Source organism: Pseudomonas saliphila (assembly GCF_008638345.1).
GTDB lineage: Bacteria > Pseudomonadota > Gammaproteobacteria > Pseudomonadales > Pseudomonadaceae > Halopseudomonas > Halopseudomonas saliphila.
The window spans coordinates 266,785-288,094 of the sequence record NZ_VTVA01000002.1 but is presented as its reverse complement, the minus strand read 5'-3'; the positions used below and the strand labels follow the sequence as shown (position 1 = coordinate 288,094).

Sequence of the window (21,310 nt, the reverse complement as noted above, 5' to 3'; positions counted from 1 at the left end):
GTGATGAGTGATGACACTGAAGGGGATGCACCGGCCGTCATCCGGTCGGACGGTGTCAGCCTGCGCTACGGCAAAAAGCCGGCGCTGCAGGACATCAGTCTGGAGGTTCCGGCACGGCGCATGGTGGGGCTGATCGGGCCGGATGGGGTGGGTAAATCCAGTCTGTTATCGCTGATCAGCGGCGCCCGGGGAATACAGCAGGGCCAGATTGAGGTGCTGGGTGGCGATATGGACGATGCTCGGCATCGCCGTCTGACCGGACCGCGCATCGCCTATATGCCGCAGGGGCTGGGCAAGAACCTGTACCCCACCTTGTCGGTTTACGAGAATCTGGATTTCTTCGCGCGGCTGTTCGGCCATGACAAGCAGGAACGGGCGCTGCGCATGGAGGAGTTGCTGGCCGCGACGGATCTTCTGCGTTTTCGCGACCGACCGGCCGGCAAGCTCTCCGGGGGCATGAAACAAAAACTGGGGCTGTGCTGCGCGCTGATTCACGACCCGGATCTGCTGGTGCTGGATGAACCCACCACCGGCGTCGATCCGTTGTCGCGGGCACAATTCTGGACGTTGATCCAGAAAGTGCGCAGTCGCCGGCCCGGCATGAGTGTACTGATTGCCACCGCCTATATGGAGGAAGCCGAGGGTTTCGACTGGCTGGTGGCCATGGACGAAGGGCGCATCCTCGCAACCGGCACCGCCCAGGCGCTGCGCGAGCGTACCGGCACCGATTCCCTGGAAGCTGCATTCATTGGTCTGTTGCCCGAGCATAAGAGCAGCCGACACCAGACGGTGGTTATCCCGCCCCGACATCCAGCAGCGGACGGCCAGCCTGAGATCGCCATCGAGGCGGAAGGCTTGACCATGCGCTTTGGCGATTTTGTGGCAGTCAAGAACGTCAACCTGCGGGTCGAGCGGGGCGAGATCTTCGGCTTTCTCGGCTCCAACGGCTGCGGCAAGACCACCGTGATGAAAATGCTCACCGGGCTGTTGCCGGCGTCGGAAGGCCAGGCCCGGCTGTTCGGACAGTTGGTGGACGCCAACGATCTGGCCACCCGCCGCCGGGTTGGCTACATGTCCCAATCCTTTTCGCTGTATATGGAGCTCACGGTTCGCCAGAATCTGGAGCTGCACGCGCGGCTGTTTCACATGCCGGAAACGGCCATTGCGCCGCGCGTACAGGACATGCTTGAGCGTTTCGGGCTGACCGACGTATTCGACGAGCAGCCATCCGCGCTGCCGCTGGGTGTCCGCCAGCGGTTGTCGCTAGCCGTCGCGGTGATCCACAAACCAGAGCTGCTGATTCTTGACGAGCCCACCTCCGGGGTTGACCCGATCGCCCGCGATCAGTTCTGGCAATTGCTGATCGACCTGTCGCGTCAGGACAGGGTCACCATTTTTATCTCGACCCATTTCATGAACGAGGCTGAACGTTGCGACAGGGTTTCGCTGATGCACGCCGGGCAGATTCTGGCCAGCGATACCCCCATGGCGCTGAGGGACGCCCGGGGCGCGGCGTCGCTGGATGCGGCCTTCGTCGCCTACCTGGAAGAAGCGGCCGGCAAGGCCAACGATACCGCCGCGCCGCCGGTGGCCAAGGCGGGGGCGGTAAGCCAGGTGCCGAAACGCTTCAGTCTGCTGCGTTTGTTCAGTTATGCCCGTCGGGAACGGCTGGAATTACAGCGGGACCCGATCCGCGCGACGCTGGCGCTGTTGGGCTCGGTAATACTGCTGGTCATCATGGGTTACGGCATCAGCATGGACGTGGAAGATATCAGTTTCGCCGTCCTCGACCGGGACCAGACCAGCACCAGTCGGCAATATATATTGAATCTGAGTGGCTCCCAATACTTTGTCGAGCGCCTGCCGGTTAGCGATTATGCGGATCTGGATCGGCGCATGCGTAGCGGTGAGCTGACCATGGCGTTGGAGATTCCCCCCGGATTTGCCCGGAATCTGCAACATGGGCGTCAGGTGGAGATTGGCGCCTGGGTTGATGGGGCAATGCCCAGTCGCGCAGAAACCGTTGCTGGCTATCTGCAACTGCTGCATAGCAGCTGGCTGCAGGAGCAAGTGCGTTTTCAATCAATGCCGACGAGTCGCTCGTCGATGATCAATGTCGAGACCCGCTTTCGCTACAATCCTGAAATCGCCAGTCTGGTGGCCATCGTCCCGATGGTTGTCCCCCTTTTGCTGATGATGATCCCCGCCATGCTGACCGCCCTGAGTGTGGTGCGAGAGAAGGAGCTGGGCTCGATCATCAATTTCTACGTTACGCCGGTCACGCGCCTGGAGTTTTTGCTGGGAAAGCAGCTGCCCTATGTGGCGCTGGCGATGGCAAATTTCCTGCTGCTGACTGCGTTGGCGGTGTTCGCCTTCGGTGTACCCTTCAAGGGCAGCTATCTGGCCTATCTCATCGCGGCGCTGCTCTATGTGCTGGCGGCCACGGGCCTGGGTTTGCTCGTTTCCAGTTTCATGCGCAGCCAGACGGCTGCCATCTTCGGTACCGCCATCGTTACGCTGATTCCCGCCGTCACCTTTTCAGGCATGTTGACGCCGGTCTCCGCGCTTGAGGGGATCCCGCGGTTGATTGGCGAGATCTATCCCACCGCGCACTTTCTGACAATCAGTAACGGGGCCTTCTCCAAGGCACTCGGCTTTGCTGAACTGTCCAGCTCAATCTGGTCGCTCGCCTGGTCAGTGCCGGTGATTCTCGGGCTGAGCCTGCTGTCACTGAAGAAGCAGGAGCATTGAGAATGGATCGCCTACGCAATGTCTTCCATCTCGGGATAAAAGAATGGCGCAGCCTGTGGCGCGACAAGATCATGTTGGGCCTGATCCTGTTCTCCTTCAGTATCAGCGTCTATGTGAGCGGCTCCAGTATTCCGGAAACCCTGCACATGGCGCCTATCGCGATAGTGGATGAAGACCGTTCGCCACTGTCCACGCGCATGGTCGCTGCGTTTTACCCGCCGTATTTCATCAGCCCGGCTATGGTCGAGCAGCGCCAGATCGACCCGCTGATGGATGCGGGCGACTACACCTTCGTGCTGGATTTCCCTCCGGGCTTTCAACGCGATCTGCTGGCGGGCAGAGAGCCAACCATTCAACTCAATGTGGATGCCACCCGACTGATGCAGGCCTTTCTCGGGGCCAGTTATATTCAGGCGATCCTCACAATGGAGGCTCGGGCCTTTTCCCAGGGAGGACAGAGCGTCGAACTGCCGGTGGCGCTGCAGGTACGTAACCGCTTCAACCCCTCGCTGACTCAAAGCTGGTTCGGGACGGTGGTCAAGGTCATTGATAACATCACCATGCTCTCGATCATCCTCACCGGCGCAGCGCTGATCCGCGAGCGCGAGCACGGCACCATCGAACACCTGCTGGTGATGCCGCTGACCCCATTGGAAATCATGCTGGCGAAGGTCTGGTCCATGGGCCTGGTTGTCCTTCTGGTGTCCAGTGCGTCCCTGGTCCTGCTGGTGCAGGGGTTGATGCGGGTACCCATTGAAGGCTCGGTACCGCTGTTTCTGGTGGGGGCGGCCTTGCACCTCTTTGCTACCACGTCCATGGGCATTTTCATGGCGACCATTGCCCGCTCCATGCCTCAGCTGGGCATGCTGATCATCCTGGTACTGATGCCCCTGCAGATGCTGTCTGGCGGCTCGACCCCCTTCGAGAATATGCCGGAACTGGTGCAGGCGGTCATGCAGGCAGCGCCAACCACGCACTTCATCTCGCTGGCACAGGCAATCCTGTTTCGGGGAGCAGGGCTCGACATAGTCTGGCCCCGTTTCCTGGCGCTTGCCGCCATCGGCGGGCTGTTCTTTGCACTAGCGCTGCGGCGCTTTCGCAAGAGCATCGCCGGAATGGCGTAAGGATGATTCGCGTGCGCTGCTATCATTCCCACTGGTAATCAAACGAGCGCGAAATAATGAAAAACTGGATATTCCTGTCCGTAGCGATCGTCGCCGAGGTCATTGCAACCTCGGCACTGAAGGCCAGTGCAGGGTTTAGCAAGCCCTGGCCTTCGGTGCTGGTCGCGGTGGGTTACGGCATCGCTTTTTATCTGCTGTCGCTCACGCTGCGCACCATCCCGGTGGGTATCGCCTACGCTGTCTGGTCCGGTGCCGGCATCGTCCTGATTACAGCGGTGGCCTGGCTGCTGTACGGGCAGAAACTGGATCTGCCGGCATTCATTGGCATGGGCTTGATCATTTCCGGGGTGGTTGTGCTGAATGTGTTTTCCAAAGCGGTTGTGCACTGAAGGAAAACGGCGGCCCCAGTCCCTTCGCAATGCTTGATTCACCTTTCTGCACAGTGACAATTCGCCGCAGTCGGCATAATATCCTTACTTTCCCCAATGTTATCGAGCGCCGGCTGATCGCCGGTGGTCACCCCATTTGTATTGAGGTTCTATGAAAACAATAAGCGTTGCGGCGGGACTGCTGACCTGTCTGTTAACCACGTCTATTCAGGCTGACGCTGGAGCGGATATCTATAGCAAAGGCGGTGCGAATGCCGCAGCGCTCGCCTGTGTGACCTGTCATGGAGCCGATGGCTTGGGTATGGCGGCTTCAGGTTTTCCTCGGCTGGCCGGTCTATCGGCAACTTATATGGAGAAGCAGCTGCACGACCTGAAGGCCGGTTCGCGGGTCGCCCCGGTGATGTCTCCGATCGTAAATGCGTTGACCGATGAGGAAATTCAAAGCGTCTCGCAATACATCGAGAATATGCCCACACCCTCCTATCCGCGCGTCGAGCGTAGCAGTGAAGTGGATTCGCTGGGTGCGCAGTTGGCTCTGCGCGGTGCCTGGGATCGCAATATTCCCGAGTGTGTGTCGTGCCACGGGCCGGGCGGTGTGGGGGTAGGTGACGCTTTTCCTCCGTTGGTGGGTCAGTCTTCAAACTATCTGGCGTCTCAGTTGGTTGCATGGCGTGAGGGCACCCGCCAGAACGATCCCAATGATCTGATGGGACATATTGCCAGGAGTATGACTGACGAAGAGGTCACGGCAGTATCCGACTATTTTTCTGGCCTGGGTAAGTGAGGACGTTGAACATGAGAATGTATCTTGCCGTGGCCGCGACCTTTTTATCGCTGCCAGTCGCTGCGCAAACAGCTGTGCCTATGGATGATCAATCGCAACTGGCGCCCTCCGCTCAGCCGGCTGCCGGCGCGGAATATTTCCAACCACCCAGTGAAAGTGACTTGCCGGATAATGCATTCGGTGAGCTGGTACGCGAAGGGCGCGCGATTTTTGTCGACACCCGTAAGCGTGCTCCGGAATATGTGGGTAATGGCATGACCTGCGCCAATTGTCATATGGATCAGGGCCGCAAGCCCAATTCGGCGCCCTTGTGGGGTGCGTACCCGATGTACCCGGCTTATCGTTCGAAGAACGACAAGGTTAATACCTACGCGGAACGTATGCAGGGGTGTTTCCAGTTCAGCATGAACGGCACACCGCCGCCGGCTGATAGTCACGTACTGAATGCGCTCACTGCCTATTCCTATTGGCTGTCCACCGGCGCACCGGTTGCAGAAGTGCTTCCCGGTCGAGCGTATCCGGAAGTGCCTGAGCCTGCTGGCGGCTACGACCTGGCTCAGGGCCGCCAAGTCTATGATGCCCAGTGCGCGGTCTGCCACGGACCTGAAGGTCAGGGGCAGAAATCAGGCGAGGATTTCGTGTTCCCGCCGCTATGGGGCAAGGAATCATTCAACTGGGGCGCTGGCATGCACCGCATCAACACCGCGGCGGCCTTCATCAAGGAAAGCATGCCCTTGGGTAAAGGCGGATCACTCACCGATGAACAGGCCTGGAACGTTGCCGCGTTCATGAACAGTCACGAACGTCCTCAGGATCCACGCCTGATCGATGGCTCGATCGAGGAAACCCGCAAGAAGTATCACGCCAATGATGGCGTCAATCTCTATGGTGTCGAGGTTGACGGCGTAGTGCTGGGGCAGGGGACGAACTAGTATTATTGCAGTTGCGCCAGGGTCTTCTTCGACCCTGGCGTGGCAGCGCAGGCTGCTTAGCGCTGTACCAACTTCCCAACAAGGCTGACGAAACGGTCCATGTAGTTCTTCACGAACTGATGGCTGTCTTCGCCGATCTCACCGTTCTCAGTGATCAGACCGGGACGGAACTGCAGATAGGCTTCGCCGCCCAATACCACCGAGCCGAGAATACCCATGACCTGACGAAGGTGCTGTTGCGCCAGCGCCGTGCCAATGGCGCCAGGCGACGTGCCCGTGATGGCGACGGGCTTGTCGAACCAGACGTTCTTGTCCATAGGCTTGGAACCCCAGTCGATGGCGTTCTTCAGCACTGCTGGCAGTGACCTGTTGTGCTCGGGGGTAACCATCAACACCGCATCGGCTGCGCGCACTGCATCAGTAAACCGGTTCACGCTGGCTGGGCGCTCGCCTTCCAGATCCAGGTTATACAGTGGCAGGTCATCAATCTGCGGATAGCTGACCTCGATGTTGTCAGGCAGTAGCTTGGCAATGGCTTCGGCGAGTTGGCGATTGGTGGATTCGCGGCGGTTGCTGCCCACAATAATGGCCAGGTGATAAGTGTTCATAGGTGTCTGTCTCCGTTTAGGTCGGGCAGGGTGCTGACCGACTCGGTTGTTCGCATTGATGAGTCATTATCAGACAGGGAATCCGATATAAAAAGCGCGATATTTGCGGGTTTAAGATCGGTAAAGTAGATATGTTTTTTCCGAAATCCCATGGGAGTTTAGCGGCTGGGGGGCAAAGGGGATGGCTAAGAGCTAGAGTCGTTCAGGAGGTGTTGAGCAGCGACCGCCCACCCGACGCTGGGCTCGGCAATGCAAAACCATCAGTTTGGTCCGATGATTGCAAAGGAGGGCAATGTTCTTCACACAACACGAATACGGGAGTCAGAAGATATGAAGATTCAAGCTGCAGTAACCCATGCCCAGGGTGATGATTTCGCCATAGAGGAAGTATCGCTTTCCGCGCCCAAATCAAATGAAGTACTGGTCAAGGTGGTGGCGACCGGCGTGTGTCATACCGACGCCGTGGCGCGTGATCTGGGTATTTCCCCGTACCCCATCGTGTTGGGCCATGAGGGCTCCGGGGTCGTCGAGCAGATTGGCGAGAACGTCACCAGTCTGGCTGTAGGCGATCACGTGGTGATGTCTTTTGCGCATTGCGGTCAGTGTGAGAACTGCCTCACCGGGCACCCTACAGTGTGCTCGCGCTTCAACGAGCTGAACTTCGGCGGGCACATGGAAGACTGCACCTGCCGCCTGCATCAGGGCGAGACCGAGCTTGCCACCTTCTTCGGGCAATCCTCCTTCGGTAGCCACGTGGTGGCGCATGAGCGCAACGTAGTGAAAGTCGACAAGGATGTGGATCTGGCGCTGCTGGGGCCGCTCGGCTGCGGTATTCAGACCGGTGCCGGTACGGTACTCAATCGCCTGAAACCGGAGTTCGGTACATCCATTGCGATTTATGGCTGCGGCGCGGTAGGCCTGAGCGCAATCATGGCGGCCAAGATTGCCGGGTGTCAGCAGATCTTCGCTGTCGATGTGCACGATAGCCGTCTGGAACTGGCCAAGGAGCTGGGCGCCACCCACGCGCTGAATGGTAAACAGGTGGATGTGGTCAAGGAGATCAAGGCGGCCAGCGGTGGCGGGACGCATTACGCAGTGGAGAGCACGGGCGTACCGCCTGTTGTGCTCCAATGCCTGCATGCGCTGCGCCCACTGGGTACTGCCGCCATAGTGGGCGTGACCCCCGAGATGAAGATCGACGTGCACAACGACCTGATGGCCGAAGGCAAAAGCATGATCGGTGTGATCGAGGGCGACTCGGTCCCGCGGGTATTCATTCCCAAGCTGGTGGAGTTCTACAAGGCTGGCAAATTCCCCTTCGACAAGCTGGTGAAATTCTACAACTTTGACCAGATCAATCAGGCCTTTGAGGATTCTGCTAACGGTGTTGCGGTCAAGCCGATACTTAAGTTGGCTTGAGGCGTCCTACAAGAACGGTGCAAACGCCGGATTTCCAAATGGGAGGCACGATCGGAACGCCGAACCGCCGCGGCGATCTGGCCGACAGGCCAGCTTGAACCAAACCCCGGGCGTCCTGCGGCCGCCGATCGCGGCGACGGTTCGGCGCCCCGATCGCCCCTCCTACAGTTGGTGCAGGGTCGTGGCCAATACCGAGTCGAGCTATACGCCGAGTGCTGCCACTGCACACAACCCGTGGGAGTGTCGCCCTTGGCACGACGCTGGCCGACAGGCCAGCTTGTCGCACAGCTCAAACCAAACCACGAGGCGTCCAGCCGCCAGCCCGCTATTTCCCCTTCAAGCGATAATTCACCTGTGCCCGGCTCATGCCTATCAGTTGCGCGGCGGCGGTGACATTGCCTGCGGTGCGGTTCAGTGCCTGGGATACCAATAACTGCTCGATCTCCTCAAGCGAGGTTTGCAGTTGCTCGTCGGAGCCGCTGAGAAAGGCGTTCAGACGCTCAACGGCCGGGTGCAGTGGGCGCGGCTTGGGTCGCGCCGTGTCGTTCGATTTGGCCTCGGCCGGGAACGGGGTTGTCAGTTTGCCTTCAGCGGTCAGACCAAGTGGAACAGGCTGGTCGGCGAGATCACCGTTGAGCGCGATATGCCGCAGGTCCATCGCCTCGCCATCGTCACAGCTGATCACGCCGCGCTCGATCAGATTCTGCAGTTCGCGAATATTGCCGGCAAAGGGGTGGGTCAGCAGCGTATTGACCAATCGACTGGTGAATCCCACGACGTTTCGCGTATGACGCTGGCAATAGCGGCGTAGAAAATGCTCCATCAATTCGGGTATGTCATCACGCCGGTCACGCAGGCTGGGTATGTGGATCGGGTACACGTTCAGCCGGTAGAACAGGTCCTCACGGAAGCGTCCGGCCTGTACCTCATCACGCAGCTGCACGTTGGCGGCGGCTACCAGGCGCACATTGACGCGGATGGGTTTGTCGCCGCCGACTCGCTCGATCTCACCCTCCTGCAACGCACGCAGAATCTTGCTTTGCGCATCCAGGCTCAGCGAGGCGATTTCATCCAGAAACAGGGTGCCGCCATTGGCCCGTTCGAAACGTCCGGGCCGTGTGCGATCTGCGCCGGTATAGGCGCCGCGCTCGGCGCCGAACAGCTCGGCCTCGACCAGATGTTCCGGTAACGAAGCGCAATTCAGGGTTACCAGGGGACCCTGTTTTCGAGAGCTGTGACGATGCAGATATTGCGCGAACAGTTCTTTGCCCACGCCGGATTCACCGGTCAGCAGCACCGTAGCCTGAGTGGGCGCGACCCGCTGGAGCATCTTCTGCGCGGCCACAAAGGCAGCCGAGGAGCCGACCATGATCTGGGTGCTGGTCTGCTCTGATGACTCGTCGTATCCGTCCGGCTCGGGCACGCCGTGCAGAATATGACTGAAGAAAATATCCGCTTCAGGGTCAGAGGTATCACTTTCCAGATCATTCCATTGCTCGGCAGGCTTGCCAACAATGCGACAGGCTGGGTAGCCATTCGCCCGGCATTCTGTTTCGCGGAATACCACCATGCGGCCCAGCAGGGCGGACGCGTAACCGCTGGCGAAACCGGTCTGCATCCAGCACACGCAATCACTGCCGGAGCCGTGGTGGGCAATATGCTCCTGAGCCTCGAGGGAGTTGTGCCAGAACATCTCGGCGTAAAACAGGCCTGCATTGCTGTCGATCTCGAAGCGGATCGGTTCGACGTTGACCATACCTTCGAGCATGTTAAGACGTGGTCCCGCCGCAAACAGGCTGTCGTGGTCGCCTTCGGGCCACTGTTTGGCGACCTGTTCAGCCAGACGGGCGCCGGCATGCCAACCGGTACGGGTATAGATGCCACGGGCTTTCTCCAGGCCCAGCCCGTTCACAAGTTCCCTGCGAATCTGGCCGAAGGCAGCCCCTTGCATAAGCAGGTAGCGTCTACCGAATAGCCAGATGTTGCCTTGCATGGGAGCAAAGGCAACGGTTTCGGCCAATTCCCGGGCGCTGGGGAAGCCCGTACCAAACTGGCTGGATGAGTCCACTAGCAAGTCTCTGCGGTTGGCTAGCAGACGCTGAATCACGTCATCAGGAACATCAGGCTGCTCAGGAGGGACCGTTGTCATAGGCAGGGGGGACCACGTCTTTGTGAAATTCTCTGTAGATAATTATGCATCTTTGATGAATTTTAGTCACTTGCCGGTGGAGTAAGGTCTCAGCGTGTGAACCTCATCAAGTGGCCCTGCGGCGTATCGTCGCCTATTCTCAAGATGGCATAAAACTTGAAATAGCTTGCCCATCCCCTCCGACTTAGCCCAGATCACTGCGGTCTGGCTTATCGTATTTTCAGGGGCCCCGAACAGAGAGAGATCTTCCATGACTAGCAAGCCTGCCTATCAGAACCTCGAATTACAGCCTATCGCCGGTAAGTGGCGTGAAGGGCGCGCCGGGCGAAATCTCGACGTTACTGATCCCTTCACCGGTGAGAGTTTACTGAAGCTACCGATGGCCAGCCGTGAAGACCTGGATGAAGCCTTTCGTTCCGCCCAGCAGGCGCAGACTGAATGGGCTGCCATGGGTCCCAGCGCACGCGGCCAGGTCATGCGTCGGGCGGTTGAAATCTTCGACGAGCGCAAGGACGAAATTGTCAGCTGGCTGATTCGCGAAGCCGGGAGTACCCGCATCAAGGCTGAAATTGAATGGGGTTCGGCGCGCGCCATTACCCTGGAATCGGCCAGCCTGCCTGGTCGCGTCCACGGTCGCATCCTGCCCTCCGATGTGCCCAACAAGGAGAGCCGTGTTTACCGCGCGCCGCTTGGCGTAGTCGGTGTCATCAGCCCGTGGAATTTTCCGCTGCATCTGAGTGCCCGTTCCGTCTCGCCAGCTTTGGCGCTGGGCAACGCCGTGGTGATCAAGCCCGCCAGCGATACGCCTGTGACCGGTGGTTTGCTGCTGGCGCATATCTTTGAAGAAGCCGGTCTGCCCGCGGGTGTGCTGAGTGTGTTGGTCGGCGCCGGCTCCGAGATTGGCGATGCATTTGTCGAGCATCCGGTGCCGTCATTCATCTCCTTCACCGGCTCCACGCCTGTTGGCCGTAATATTGGCCGCATCGCTAGCGGCGGTGAACATCTGAAGCACGTTGCGCTGGAACTGGGCGGCAACAGCCCGTTTGTAGTGCTGGCCGATGCGGATGTAGATGCCGCGGTGAACGCCGCCGTGGTCGGCAAGTTCCTGCATCAGGGCCAGATCTGCATGGCGATCAACCGCATCATCGTTGAGGCGCCGTTGCTGGAAGAATTTACCCAGCGCTTCGTCGAGCGGGTCAAGACACTGGCCTATGGCGATCCCAGCAAGCCGGGCACCGTAGTGGGCCCGGTGATCAATGCTAAGCAGCTGGATGGCCTGAAAACCAAGGTAGCCACGGCGCTGGAAGAAGGCGCATCCCAACTGGTTGGCGGCGAAGCCCAGGGCAACGTCATGCCGCCGCATGTGTTCGGTAATGTCACGCCGGATATGGAGATCGCCCGCGAAGAAATCTTCGGACCGCTGGTTGGCATTCAGAGTGCCCGCGATGCAGATCACGCGCTGGAACTGGCCAATAGCAGCGAATACGGCCTGTCCAGCGCGGTGTTCACGCAGGATATTTCCCGCGGCGTGCAGTTCGCCCAGCGCATTCGGGCGGGCATGACGCATATCAACGATATGCCGGTGAACGACGAACCGAACGCGCCTTTTGGCGGTGAGAAGAACTCCGGACTCGGCCGTTTCAATGGTGATTGGGCTATCGAAGAATTCACCACAGATCACTGGATTACGGTTCAGCATGCACCGCGACCCTATCCGTTTTAAACCGGCCGCGGCCCATCGATTTTGACCCTGTCGGGTTCAGACTGAAGGTTCGCAGTAGTACGGACACGACTATTGAATTGGAGTATGAAATGTCATTTCCATTGAGCAGCGCCGCTGCGAAACGGATTCTTGTTGCTGGAGCTGTGCTTCCCTTCGCTCTGCTGGCCTCTGCGGCTCAGGCGCAGGAGGATAGCCAGTGGAAAAGCGGCGAGCATCTGTACGACAGCGTCTGTGGCCATTGTCATAAACCCGAAGTCGGGGTGGGCCCGGTGCTGGAAGGTCGCGGCCTGCCAGAGGTGTATATCAAGGCCATCGTACGCAATGGGTTCAACGCCATGCCCGCTTTTCCGGCATCTTTTGTCGATGACGAATCCATCGCCAAGGTTGCGGAATACCTGTCGACGCTGCCAGCGCCGGCAGCTCAGCCTTGAGGAGCCTGTCATGAGCGTAAATCGTCGTTTCGTCTTGAAAGGCCTGGCGCTGGGCAGTGCCGCCGGCCTGGCGCTGGGTGGCTCGGCTCAGGCATTGGCGGGCTTCGCCACTGCGCCGGCGAGCAACACTGTCGCGCTACCGGCATGGGTGCTGGTGAACGGCGGCGCAGCCGAAGCAGACTTTCTGCATGGCGCCAGAGCAGCGCTCGGCGCGCAAGTTCAGGTCCAGCGCGTGGGCAGTGATCTTGCCTTCATGCTGGATTTTGAACGCCAACTGCGCAGTGGTCAGCCCCTGCGGGTGATAGGCCTGCTGGATGACGCCTCGGCTGCATTGGTTGTGGATATGGCGCGCAGTGCCGGCGCCCGCGTGCAATGGCTTGGGCAACACACCGCCGAAGCCGGACTCACCCGCCATCGCCTGCTTAATACCGATATTGCCGAAGGGTGCTCGCGCCAGCTCAGCAGGCAACTGCATGCGTGCGGTGCCGGCTTTAGTCTGAGCGAGGAACGCCAGAACAGCGCTGCGCTGCCGCGCCAGCTAGCCGCGACATCACGCAAGGGCAAGCAGTCCGGACAGTGGGCGAGCAGTGTGGGGTATCTGCTGGCTTCACTGGGCACGCGCCAGCTGTTGTCTTCCCCACGTGCGCCCGCTACGAGCATGCCCTTTACTGGCAGCTACGTTTCTTTTTCGATCGAGGCCTGAAGGAGTCTGATCAATGTCTGAACAAAACAATGCTGTATTGCCCAAAGGGGTGGTGCAGGAAGAATTCAACAAGGCCGTCGAGAAGTTTCGTGAGTTGCTGGGTGACGAAAACGTGCTGGTCAAGGCTGACCAGCTGGTGCCATACAACAAGATCATGATGCCAGTTGAGAACGCAGCGCATGCGCCTTCGGCAGCGCTGACCGCGACCACCGTCGAGCAGGTTCAGGGCGTGGTGAAGATCTGCAACGAGCACAGCATTCCGATCTGGACCATTTCTACCGGGCGTAACTTCGGTTATGGCTCGGCCGCACCAGTGGCACGCGGTCAGGTCATCCTCGATCTGAAAAAGATGAACAAGATCATCAATATCGATCCGGTGATGTGCACCGCGCTGGTCGAGCCGGGCGTGACCTTTGGTCAGCTCTACGATTACATCGAAGAGAACGACCTGCCGCTGATGCTGTCCTTCTCGGCGCCGTCGGCTATTGCTGGCCCGGTGGGTAATACCATGGACCGCGGCGTGGGCTACACGCCCTATGGCGAGCACTTCATGATGCAGTGCGGCATGGAAGTGGTCATGGCCAATGGCGACGTCTATCGCACCGGCATGGGCGGCGTCGAAGGCAGTAATACCTGGCAGATCTTCAAGTGGGGCTATGGCCCGACCCTGGATGGCATGTTCACCCAGGCCAACTACGGTATTACCACCAAGATGGGCTTCTGGCTGATGCCCAAGCCGCCGGTGTTCAAGCCCTTCGAAGTGATCTTCGAGGACGAAGAAGACATCATCGAGATCGTGGACCTGCTGCGTCCGTTGCGCATGTCCGGCACCATTCCCAACTCGGTGGTCATCGCCAACGTGCTCTGGGAAGCAGGTAGCGCGCATCTGACCCGCAAGCAGTACATCACCGAACCTGGGCATACGCCTGACGAAATCCTGAAGAAAATGCAGGACGATACTGGCATGGGCGCTTGGAACCTCTACGCCGCGCTGTACGGCACCCAGGAGCAGGTTGATGTGAACTGGAAGATCGTCTCCGACGTGTTCAAGCAGCACGGCAAGGGGCGCATCGTCACCCAGGAAGAGGCCGGTGATAAACAGCCGTTCAAATACCGCGCCGAACTGATGTCCGGAGTACCGAACCTGCAGGAATTCGGTCTGTACAACTGGCGTGGGGGCGGTGGCTCCATGTGGTTCGCACCGGTGAGCGAAGCCCGCGGCAGTGAGTGCAAGAAGCAGGCGGCGCTAGCCAAGGGCATCCTGCACAAGCACGGTCTGGATTACGTGGCCGAGTTCATCGTCGCGCCACGTGATATGCACCACGTCATCGACGTGCTGTACGACCGTACCAACGAAGAAGAAACCAAGCGTGCAGACGCCTGCTTCAACGAGCTGCTGGATGAGTTCGAGAAGGAAGGTTATGCGGTGTACCGTGTGAATACGCGCTTTCAGGAACGCGTTGCGCAGAGTTACGGTCCGGTCAAACGGGACGTGGAGCACGCCATCAAACGCGCTCTGGATCCGAACAATATCCTGGCGCCAGGCCGCTCGGGTATCGATCTGGATACCTACAAAAAGGCCTGAACATTCAGTGCGTGCGGTAATGAAAAAGGCAGCCTCTGGGGCTGCCTTTTTTCGTCAGCGTTAATACCGACTCAACGCCGTTCCAGCAGAACCCCGGACTCCATATGGTGCGTATAGGGAAACTGGTCGAACAGTGCGCTGCGGGTGATGCGGTGGGTGGCGTTCAGCTCTTCCAGATTGGCAGCCAGCGTTTCGGGATTGCACGAGATATACAGAATGCGCTGATAACCCTTCACCAGATCCAGCGTAGCGGGATCAAGCCCTGCGCGGGGCGGGTCGACGAAGACGGTGCCGAAGTTGAAGTCGTTTAGCTCGATGCCGCGCAGACGGCGGAACTCACGTACCCCGGTCAGCGCCTCGGTGACTTCTTCGCTGGCCAAACGCACCAGCGTGACGTTTTCTACGCCGTTGGCTTCGAGGTTCTCAACGGCCGAGTACACCGAACGCTTGGCCAGCTCCGTGGCCATCACGCGGCGGAAACAGGTGGACAGCGGCAGGGTGAAGTTGCCATTGCCGCAGTACAGCTCAAGCAGATCGTCATCGTTGTGTCCCGCAGCCTCAACGGCCCAGCTCAGCATGTGCTGATTCACATGGCCATTGGGCTGGGTGAAGCCGCCCTCGACCTGCTGGTAGCGCCAGGTGCGGCCGGCAACGCTGAGTTCTTCATACAGGTGGTCGCGTTCCAGCACACGCTTGCGCCCGCGGCTGCGACCGATCAGCAGAATATCCAGCTGCTCGGCCAGACGCTTGGCCGGCTCGTCCCATTTCTCGTCAATGGGCCGGTGATAGCACAGCGTGACCAGGGCTTCGTTGGTCAGGGTGGTGAGGAACTCGACCTGGAACAGCTTCTTGCCGAGCAGCGGGTCAGCCTTGCAGGCTTCCAGTAACGGCCCCATCAGTTCGTTGATGCGCTTGCTGGCGATCGGCAACTGCTCAATCAGGATTGGATTGCGGTTATCGCCCTGTTCGAACATGGCGTAATGCGGCACGCCGCCTTCATACCACAGGCGAAACTCGGCGCGCAGCCGGAAGTGTTCCAGTGGTGAGGTAAATACCTGGGGCTCGGGCGCATCGAAGGGCGCGAGCAAATCCACCAGGCGCTGGCGCTTGGCGGCGAGTTGAGCGTCGTAGTTGGCTGGGTCGAATTGAAGGCCCATTAGCTGAACACCGCGAGCTTGATCACAAACAGGCCGGCCAGTGCATAGAGACTCCAGTTAAGGTCACGATGCCGTCCGGCCAGCAGCTTGATCACCACCCAGGCGATAAAGCCCAGGGCGATGCCGTTGGCAATGGAGAAGGTCAGCGGCATAGCCAGCGCGGTAATCACCACTGGAGCGGCTTCAGTTAGATCTTCCCAGTCGACTTGTACCAGTCCGCCGGTCATCAGCACAGCGACGAAGAGCAGCGCTGGCGCCGTTGCAAATGCCGGTACGGCGCTGGCCAGCGGCGAGAAGAACAGGCAAAGCAGGAACAGCAAGGCGACAACGCAGGCGGTCATGCCGGTACGGCCACCCACCGCGGTGCCTGCTGCGGATTCCACATAACTGGTGGTGGTTGAGGTGCCGAGCATGGCGCCAGCCATGGTCGCCGTGCTGTCTGCCATCAACGCGCGGCCGAGACGCGGCAGGTTACCGTTCTCGTCGACCAGCTTGGCACGTTGCGCCACGCCGATCAGTGTTCCGGATGTGTCGAACAGATCAACAAACAGGAAGGCAAAAATCACACTGACCAGGCCGATATCCAGCGCGCCGCGCAGATCCAGTTCCATGAAAGTCGGCGCCAGGCTGGGCGGAGCCGACATCAGCCCGTTAGTCTGGGACAGTCCGGTCAGCAGGCTGATCCCGGTCACCAGCAGAATGCCGATCATCACCGCGCCGGTTACCTTGCGGTAGGCCAACGCGACGATCACGGCGAAGCCCAGCGCAGCCAATAGCGGCGCTGGCTGACCGAGATCACCCAGGGTCAGCAGCGTGGCCGGATGGTCGACTACAAAACCGGCGTTTTTCAGGGCGATCAATGCCAGGAACAGCCCGATGCCCGCAGCGATGGCCGAGCGCAGCGGCATCGGGATGCTGTTGATGATCCATTCGCGGACCTTGAAGATGCTCAGCAGAAAGAATAGAAAGCCGGAGATGAATACCGCGCCAAGTGCAACCTGCCAGCTGTAGCCCATGGAGCCGACAACGGTATAGCTGAAGAAGGCGTTCAGACCCATGCCCGGTGCCAGAGCAATCGGATAATTGGCCCACAGACCCATGATCAGCGAACCGATTGCTGCGGCCAGGCAGGTCGCGACGAAGGCTGCGCCCGGGTCAATGCCCGCATCGGCCATCATCATTGGGTTGACGAAGACGATATACGCCATGGTCAGGAAGGTGGTTACGCCGGCAAGAATTTCGGTGCGAACCGTGGTGCCGTGTGCTTTGAGTTGGAACAGCTTTTCCAGCATGGGAAGTCTCGGTTAGGTGGGGCCGAAAAACGCGGCATTTTAGCCTAGTTGGGTGCGCTACAGGAAACAAAACGGCATTCGAGCCAGGCGACCTGCAGACGCGTCCGGCGTAGTTGATGGGTTCAGGCACCTTGTGCGGGTGAATTTGGCTCCGGATTATGTCAGGCTTTATGGCTAATCAATCGGCGGAGACAGCCATGAGCAACGAAATCAATACAGACGAACAGCGTGTCAGCTATGGCATAGGCCGACAGATGGGTGATCAGCTGGTATCCAGTGGTATTCCTGATCTGGATATTAATCTGGTACTCGCCGGCTTGCGCGACGCCTTCAATCAGCAGCCCAGCCCGGTGGACGAGGAAACCATGCAGACGGCATTCCAGGGTCTGCAGCAGAAGATGGCTGTGGTTGCTGAAGAGTCCGCCCGTGCTGCTGGTCAGGCGGGTACTGACTATCTGAACCAGAACGCACAGCGTGAAGGCGTGGTCACGCTGCCGTCAGGCCTGCAGTACGAAGTCATTACTGAAGGTACTGGCGCGACGCCGGACGCCAGCTCCACGGTACAGACCCATTACGAAGGCACCTTGATCAGCGGCGAAGTCTTCGACAGCTCCTACAAGCGTGGCCAGCCTGCTGAATTCCCCGTCGGCGGCGTGATTGCCGGCTGGACCGAGGCGTTGCAGCTGATGAAGGAAGGGGCCAAGTGGCGCCTGTATATCCCTTCCAATCTGGCGTATGGCGAACGTGCCGCAGGCAGCATTCCGCCGCATAGCACGCTGGTGTTTGATATCGAGTTGTTGAAGGTGCTCTGAGGTTATAGCGGGGGATAATGTGGTGGTTGAGCTGCGCTGAATCCCCCTAGCCCCCCCCCTTTTTCAAAGAGGGGGATATCCGTACGGCGGCGTTTCCTGATGAGTGTCTGACGGATCAGTTTGCTGTGCGGGGACGGGCAGGGGCGCCGTTGTGGTTCGCTAGCAACCAGCTAGTAGCTGACTAGCTTCGGCGATTAGTACTTACGGTCTACGGCGAAGCGTGCGAGTTCCTCGAGGGAATCCCGGAATGTTGATGCAGGGAGAACCTGCAGCAGGTTGACGGCTTCTTCGCTCATCTCGCGGGCCAGATTCTCTGTGTATTCAAGCGCGCCGCTGTCGCGTACTGCTGCCTGAATCGCTGCGATATTATCCATGCCGCCTTTCTGGATGGCCTGGCGGACCAGTTTCGCCTGCTCTTCGGTGCCTTCACGCATGGTGAAGATAAGGGGTAGGGTGGGTTTGCCTTCGGCCAGGTCATCGCCCACGTTCTTGCCCATCGCCTCGGCGTCGCCGTTGTAGTCGAGCACGTCATCAACCAACTGAAAGGCGGTGCCCAGGGCGTCGCCGTAACGGCGCAGCGCTTCAACCTGCTGGTCCGTTGCGCCGGCGAGCATGGCCCCGGTGTGCGCGGAAGCTTCAAACAGCATTGCCGTCTTGCTGCGGATGACCTGCATGTAGGTCGCTTCGTCAGTATTGGCGTCACGCACCTTGGTCAGCTGCAGTACTTCGCCTTCGGCAACCACGTTGGTGGCGTTGGCCAGCACGCGCATGATCTCTATGTTGCCCATTTCGACCATCAGTTCGAAGGCGCGGGTAAACAGGAAATCGCCAACCAGCACGCTCGGCGCATTGCCCCACAAGGCGTTGGCAGTAGAGCGGCCGCGGCGCAGGTCCGAGGTGTCCACGACGTCGTCATGCAGGAGTGTGGCGGTATGCAGGAATTCGATGATGGTCGCCAGGCTGTGCTGGCGCGGGTCATTCATGCCGCAGGCGCGGGCTGCCAACAACACGACCAGTGGTCGCAGGCGCTTGCCGCCGGCACTGATAATATAGCTGCCTATTTTCTCTACCAGCGGAACGCGTGAATGCAACTGACGCATGATCAGTTGATTGACGGCTTCGAAATCATCCGTGACAGCAGTGTAAAAAGGCAGGGTTGTCATTGACCGCACGCTTTGTGGTGTGTTGCGCGGCATGCTAGGCGGCGGGCATTGCGCTGTCAAGAAAAGCGGCTGGGAATGGGGTTTCTGGCGCAGCCCGTTGCGTTTGTAGATTCACGCTGGACGAGTTGAAAATGGCTGATTGGGTGCCGTCACCACGCAGGTGCCGGCAGTATGTTCTTTGCTCAAGGTAACGCTTGCTCGCAACGGGACATTTGCGTAGAATCTTCGCCCCTGAAAACCAGATTTACAGCATCCCTGTTTTGACAATGGCAAGGTAGGGCCCGATAGGCGGGTTCACTTGCAGCCATGCCGGCCACTAACGATTATACCTAAGCGCCGGGTGAGCAGGATTACGGAGAAAGCATCATGTACGCAGTGATTGTTACCGGTGGTAAGCAGTACAAGGTCACCGAAGGTGAATACCTGAGAGTAGAGAAGCTGGACGTGGAAACCGGTGCCAGCATCGATTTCGATCGCGTACTGCTGATCGGCAATGGCGACGACATCAACATCGGCGCGCCGGTTGTTGAAGGTGCCAAGGTGACTGCTGAAGTCAGCGCCCATGGCCGTGGCGATAAGATCCGGATCATCAAGTTCCGTCGTCGTAAGCACCACATGAAGCGTCAGGGCCACCGTCAGTGGTACACCGAAATCAAGATCACCGGCATCTCTGCCTAAGCCCATTGAGGAGATAAACACCCATGGCACACAAAAAAGCAGGCGGTTCCACGCGCAATGGTCGCGATTCAGAATCCAAACGATTGGGCGTCAAGCTGTTTGGCGGCCAGGTAGCAACAGCTGGTAATATCATCGTTCGCCAGCGTGGTACTCAGTTCCACCCCGGCAAGAACGTCGGTATTGGCAAGGACCACACTCTGTTTGCCAAGGCAGACGGCGTAATCAAATTCGAAGTGAAGGGTGAGTTCGGTCGCCGCTACGTGAATGTCGTAGCCGCTAGCTGATCCCCTGATGGATTTGAGAAAGCCCCGTCTTGCGACGGGGCTTTTTTGTTTGTAGCTTGATTCCTTAATTCCACCCATCCCGTCAGGGAGGGAGCAAGATGAAATTTGTTGATGAGGTATCCATCACGGTCAAGGCCGGAGATGGTGGTAACGGTTGCATGAGCTTCCGTCGGGAAAAGTTTATTCCCAAAGGCGGTCCTGACGGTGGTGATGGTGGTGATGGCGGTTCCATCTATCTCGAAGTCGCGGATAACTGCAACACCCTGGTGGATTATCGCTACACACGGCGCTTCAACGCCAAGCGCGGCGAGAATGGCCGTGGCGGTGATTGTACAGGTGCCAAGGGTGATGACATGGTGCTGGCTGTGCCGATTGGTACAACGGTAATCGATGCTGGCACCCAGGAAATCATTGGTGATCTGACCGAGCCTGGTCAGCGCCTGCTGGTTGCGCAGGGCGGCTTCCATGGCCTGGGCAACACGCGTTACAAGTCCAGCGTTAACCGTGCACCCCGGCAGACCAGCCAGGGCAGTCTCGGTGAGCAGCGCGATCTCAAGCTTGAGCTCAAGGTGCTGGCGGACGTGGGTCTGCTCGGCCTGCCCAATGCGGGCAAAAGTACGTTGATCCGTGCGATCTCCGCGGCCAAGCCAAAGGTTGCTGATTATCCCTTCACCACCATGGTTCCAAACCTGGGCGTGGTTGACGTGGGTAGGCTGCGCAGTTTCGTGATCGCCGACATTCCGGGCGTGATCGCCGGTGCTGCCGAAGGCGCTGGTCTGGGTACGCGCTTTCTCAAGCACCTGTCGCGCACCCGGTTGTTGTTGCACCTGGTGGACATGGCGCCAATGGATCAGGCCGACCCGGTGGAATCCATAGAAACCATTATTCACGAGCTGGGCAAGTTCAGTCAGTCGCTGACCATGCGCGAGCGCTGGCTGGTATTGAACAAGGCTGATCAGTTGCTGGAAGACGAGCAGCAGGCGATTCTTGACGACGTTGTCGAGCGTCTGGAGTGGGAAGGTCCGGTATTCGTGATATCGGCTGCGGAGCGCCAGGGCACTGAAGAGCTGGCCAAGGCCGCGATGAACTGGCTTGATGAGCGGGCGCGTCGCATGGAAGATGACGAAGAGTACGCCGCAGAGATGGCCGAGCTGGATAAGGCGATCGAAGAGGAGGCGCGCGCTCACATTCAGACTCTGGATGACCGTCGTGCTCTGCGCAAGCAGGGGCTGAAGGCGCGCGAGGATGAAGATGACGACGATGATGAAGACGACGAGGACGGTGCGGAAATCATCTACGTGCGTTGATTTGGAAGCTGCTTCGGCA

At 59.1% G+C, this 21,310-nt stretch carries 19 protein-coding genes; 14 read left to right on the top strand and 5 right to left on the bottom strand.

Features of this window, described 5'->3' with window-relative positions; genetic code table 11:
• Positions 1–3: 3 nt before the first annotated feature.
• The 5 genes from rbbA to FHK95_RS03280 all read left to right on the top strand — a co-directional run bounded on the left by rbbA (position 4) and on the right by FHK95_RS03280 (position 5,980).
• On the top strand, positions 4–2,751 hold the full coding sequence (rbbA, locus tag FHK95_RS03300) for a ribosome-associated ATPase/putative transporter RbbA (RefSeq protein WP_150303174.1): 2,748 nt from the start codon (positions 4–6) through the stop codon (positions 2,749–2,751).
• Between the two features lie 2 nt (positions 2,752–2,753).
• Positions 2,754–3,875 (top strand): ABC transporter permease, encoded by a 1,122-nt coding sequence (locus FHK95_RS03295; protein WP_150303173.1) that lies wholly within the window; start codon positions 2,754–2,756, stop codon positions 3,873–3,875.
• Between the two features lie 56 nt (positions 3,876–3,931).
• A complete protein-coding gene (locus FHK95_RS03290) occupies positions 3,932–4,264 on the top strand; it encodes a DMT family transporter (RefSeq protein WP_150303172.1) in 333 nt (110 codons plus the stop codon).
• A gap of 151 nt (positions 4,265–4,415) precedes the next feature.
• On the top strand, positions 4,416–5,048 hold the full coding sequence (locus FHK95_RS03285) for a c-type cytochrome (protein WP_150303171.1): 633 nt from the start codon (positions 4,416–4,418) through the stop codon (positions 5,046–5,048).
• Between the two features lie 17 nt (positions 5,049–5,065).
• Positions 5,066–5,980 carry a c-type cytochrome gene (locus FHK95_RS03280; protein ID WP_235906705.1) on the top strand — a complete coding sequence of 305 codons (915 nt, stop codon included), beginning with the start codon at positions 5,066–5,068 and terminating at the stop codon, positions 5,978–5,980.
• Between the two features lie 56 nt (positions 5,981–6,036).
• Here the strand turns inward: FHK95_RS03280 and FHK95_RS03275 are convergent, their stop codons facing one another.
• Positions 6,037–6,588, bottom strand: coding sequence for an NADPH-dependent FMN reductase (locus tag FHK95_RS03275; protein ID WP_150303169.1), 552 nt, complete (start codon positions 6,586–6,588; stop codon positions 6,037–6,039).
• A 330-nt stretch (positions 6,589–6,918) separates the two neighbouring features.
• Between FHK95_RS03275 and FHK95_RS03270 the strand changes: the two genes are divergently transcribed.
• Entirely contained in the window at positions 6,919–8,007 is a 1,089-nt protein-coding gene (locus FHK95_RS03270) for an NAD(P)-dependent alcohol dehydrogenase (RefSeq protein ID WP_150303168.1), read from the top strand.
• A 325-nt stretch (positions 8,008–8,332) separates the two neighbouring features.
• Here FHK95_RS03270 and FHK95_RS03265 read toward each other — a convergent pair whose 3' ends face one another.
• Positions 8,333–10,156: a sigma-54-dependent Fis family transcriptional regulator gene (locus FHK95_RS03265; RefSeq protein WP_150303167.1), complete on the bottom strand. Its 1,824-nt coding sequence runs from the start codon at positions 10,154–10,156 to the stop codon at positions 8,333–8,335.
• 250 nt (positions 10,157–10,406) lie between these two features.
• Here FHK95_RS03265 and pchA point away from each other — a divergent pair, with 250 nt between their 5' ends.
• From pchA to FHK95_RS03245, 4 genes are all read left to right on the top strand, one after another.
• Positions 10,407–11,879 (top strand): 4-hydroxybenzaldehyde dehydrogenase, encoded by a 1,473-nt coding sequence (pchA, locus tag FHK95_RS03260; RefSeq protein ID WP_150303166.1) that lies wholly within the window; start codon positions 10,407–10,409, stop codon positions 11,877–11,879.
• A gap of 89 nt (positions 11,880–11,968) precedes the next feature.
• A complete protein-coding gene (locus tag FHK95_RS03255; protein WP_150303165.1) occupies positions 11,969–12,310 on the top strand; it encodes a c-type cytochrome in 342 nt (113 codons plus the stop codon).
• A 10-nt stretch (positions 12,311–12,320) separates the two neighbouring features.
• Positions 12,321–13,013, top strand: coding sequence for a hypothetical protein (locus FHK95_RS03250; RefSeq protein WP_150303164.1), 693 nt, complete (start codon positions 12,321–12,323; stop codon positions 13,011–13,013).
• 13 nt (positions 13,014–13,026) lie between these two features.
• Positions 13,027–14,598 (top strand): FAD-binding oxidoreductase, encoded by a 1,572-nt coding sequence (locus tag FHK95_RS03245; protein ID WP_150303163.1) that lies wholly within the window; start codon positions 13,027–13,029, stop codon positions 14,596–14,598.
• Positions 14,599–14,669: 71 nt separating this feature from the next.
• On the opposite strand, the gene trmA is transcribed toward FHK95_RS03245, so the two are convergent.
• Both trmA and FHK95_RS03235 read right to left on the bottom strand, forming a co-directional pair.
• Positions 14,670–15,755: a tRNA (uridine(54)-C5)-methyltransferase TrmA gene (gene trmA, locus FHK95_RS03240; RefSeq protein WP_150303162.1), complete on the bottom strand. Its 1,086-nt coding sequence runs from the start codon at positions 15,753–15,755 to the stop codon at positions 14,670–14,672.
• A complete protein-coding gene (locus tag FHK95_RS03235) occupies positions 15,755–17,047 on the bottom strand; it encodes an NCS2 family permease (RefSeq protein WP_150303161.1) in 1,293 nt (430 codons plus the stop codon). The genes trmA and FHK95_RS03235 overlap by 1 nt, the downstream gene beginning before the upstream one ends.
• A 197-nt stretch (positions 17,048–17,244) precedes the next feature.
• Between FHK95_RS03235 and FHK95_RS03230 the strand changes: the two genes are divergently transcribed.
• Positions 17,245–17,859, top strand: coding sequence for an FKBP-type peptidyl-prolyl cis-trans isomerase (locus FHK95_RS03230; RefSeq protein WP_150303160.1), 615 nt, complete (start codon positions 17,245–17,247; stop codon positions 17,857–17,859).
• Between the two features lie 194 nt (positions 17,860–18,053).
• Here the strand turns inward: FHK95_RS03230 and FHK95_RS03225 are convergent, their stop codons facing one another.
• Positions 18,054–19,022, bottom strand: a complete 969-nt coding sequence (locus FHK95_RS03225; protein WP_150303159.1) for a polyprenyl synthetase family protein — start codon at positions 19,020–19,022, stop codon at positions 18,054–18,056.
• Between the two features lie 366 nt (positions 19,023–19,388).
• On the opposite strand from FHK95_RS03225, the gene rplU reads away from it, so the two are divergent.
• The 3 genes from rplU (at position 19,389) to cgtA (ending at position 21,291) form a co-directional block, all read left to right on the top strand.
• Positions 19,389–19,700, top strand: coding sequence for a 50S ribosomal protein L21 (gene rplU, locus FHK95_RS03220; RefSeq protein WP_150303158.1), 312 nt, complete (start codon positions 19,389–19,391; stop codon positions 19,698–19,700).
• Positions 19,701–19,723: 23 nt separating this feature from the next.
• A complete protein-coding gene (gene rpmA, locus FHK95_RS03215; RefSeq protein ID WP_150303157.1) occupies positions 19,724–19,984 on the top strand; it encodes a 50S ribosomal protein L27 in 261 nt (86 codons plus the stop codon).
• 98 nt (positions 19,985–20,082) lie between these two features.
• On the top strand, positions 20,083–21,291 hold the full coding sequence (cgtA, locus tag FHK95_RS03210; RefSeq protein ID WP_150303156.1) for an Obg family GTPase CgtA: 1,209 nt from the start codon (positions 20,083–20,085) through the stop codon (positions 21,289–21,291).
• The last annotated feature ends 19 nt before the right edge of the window (positions 21,292–21,310 follow it).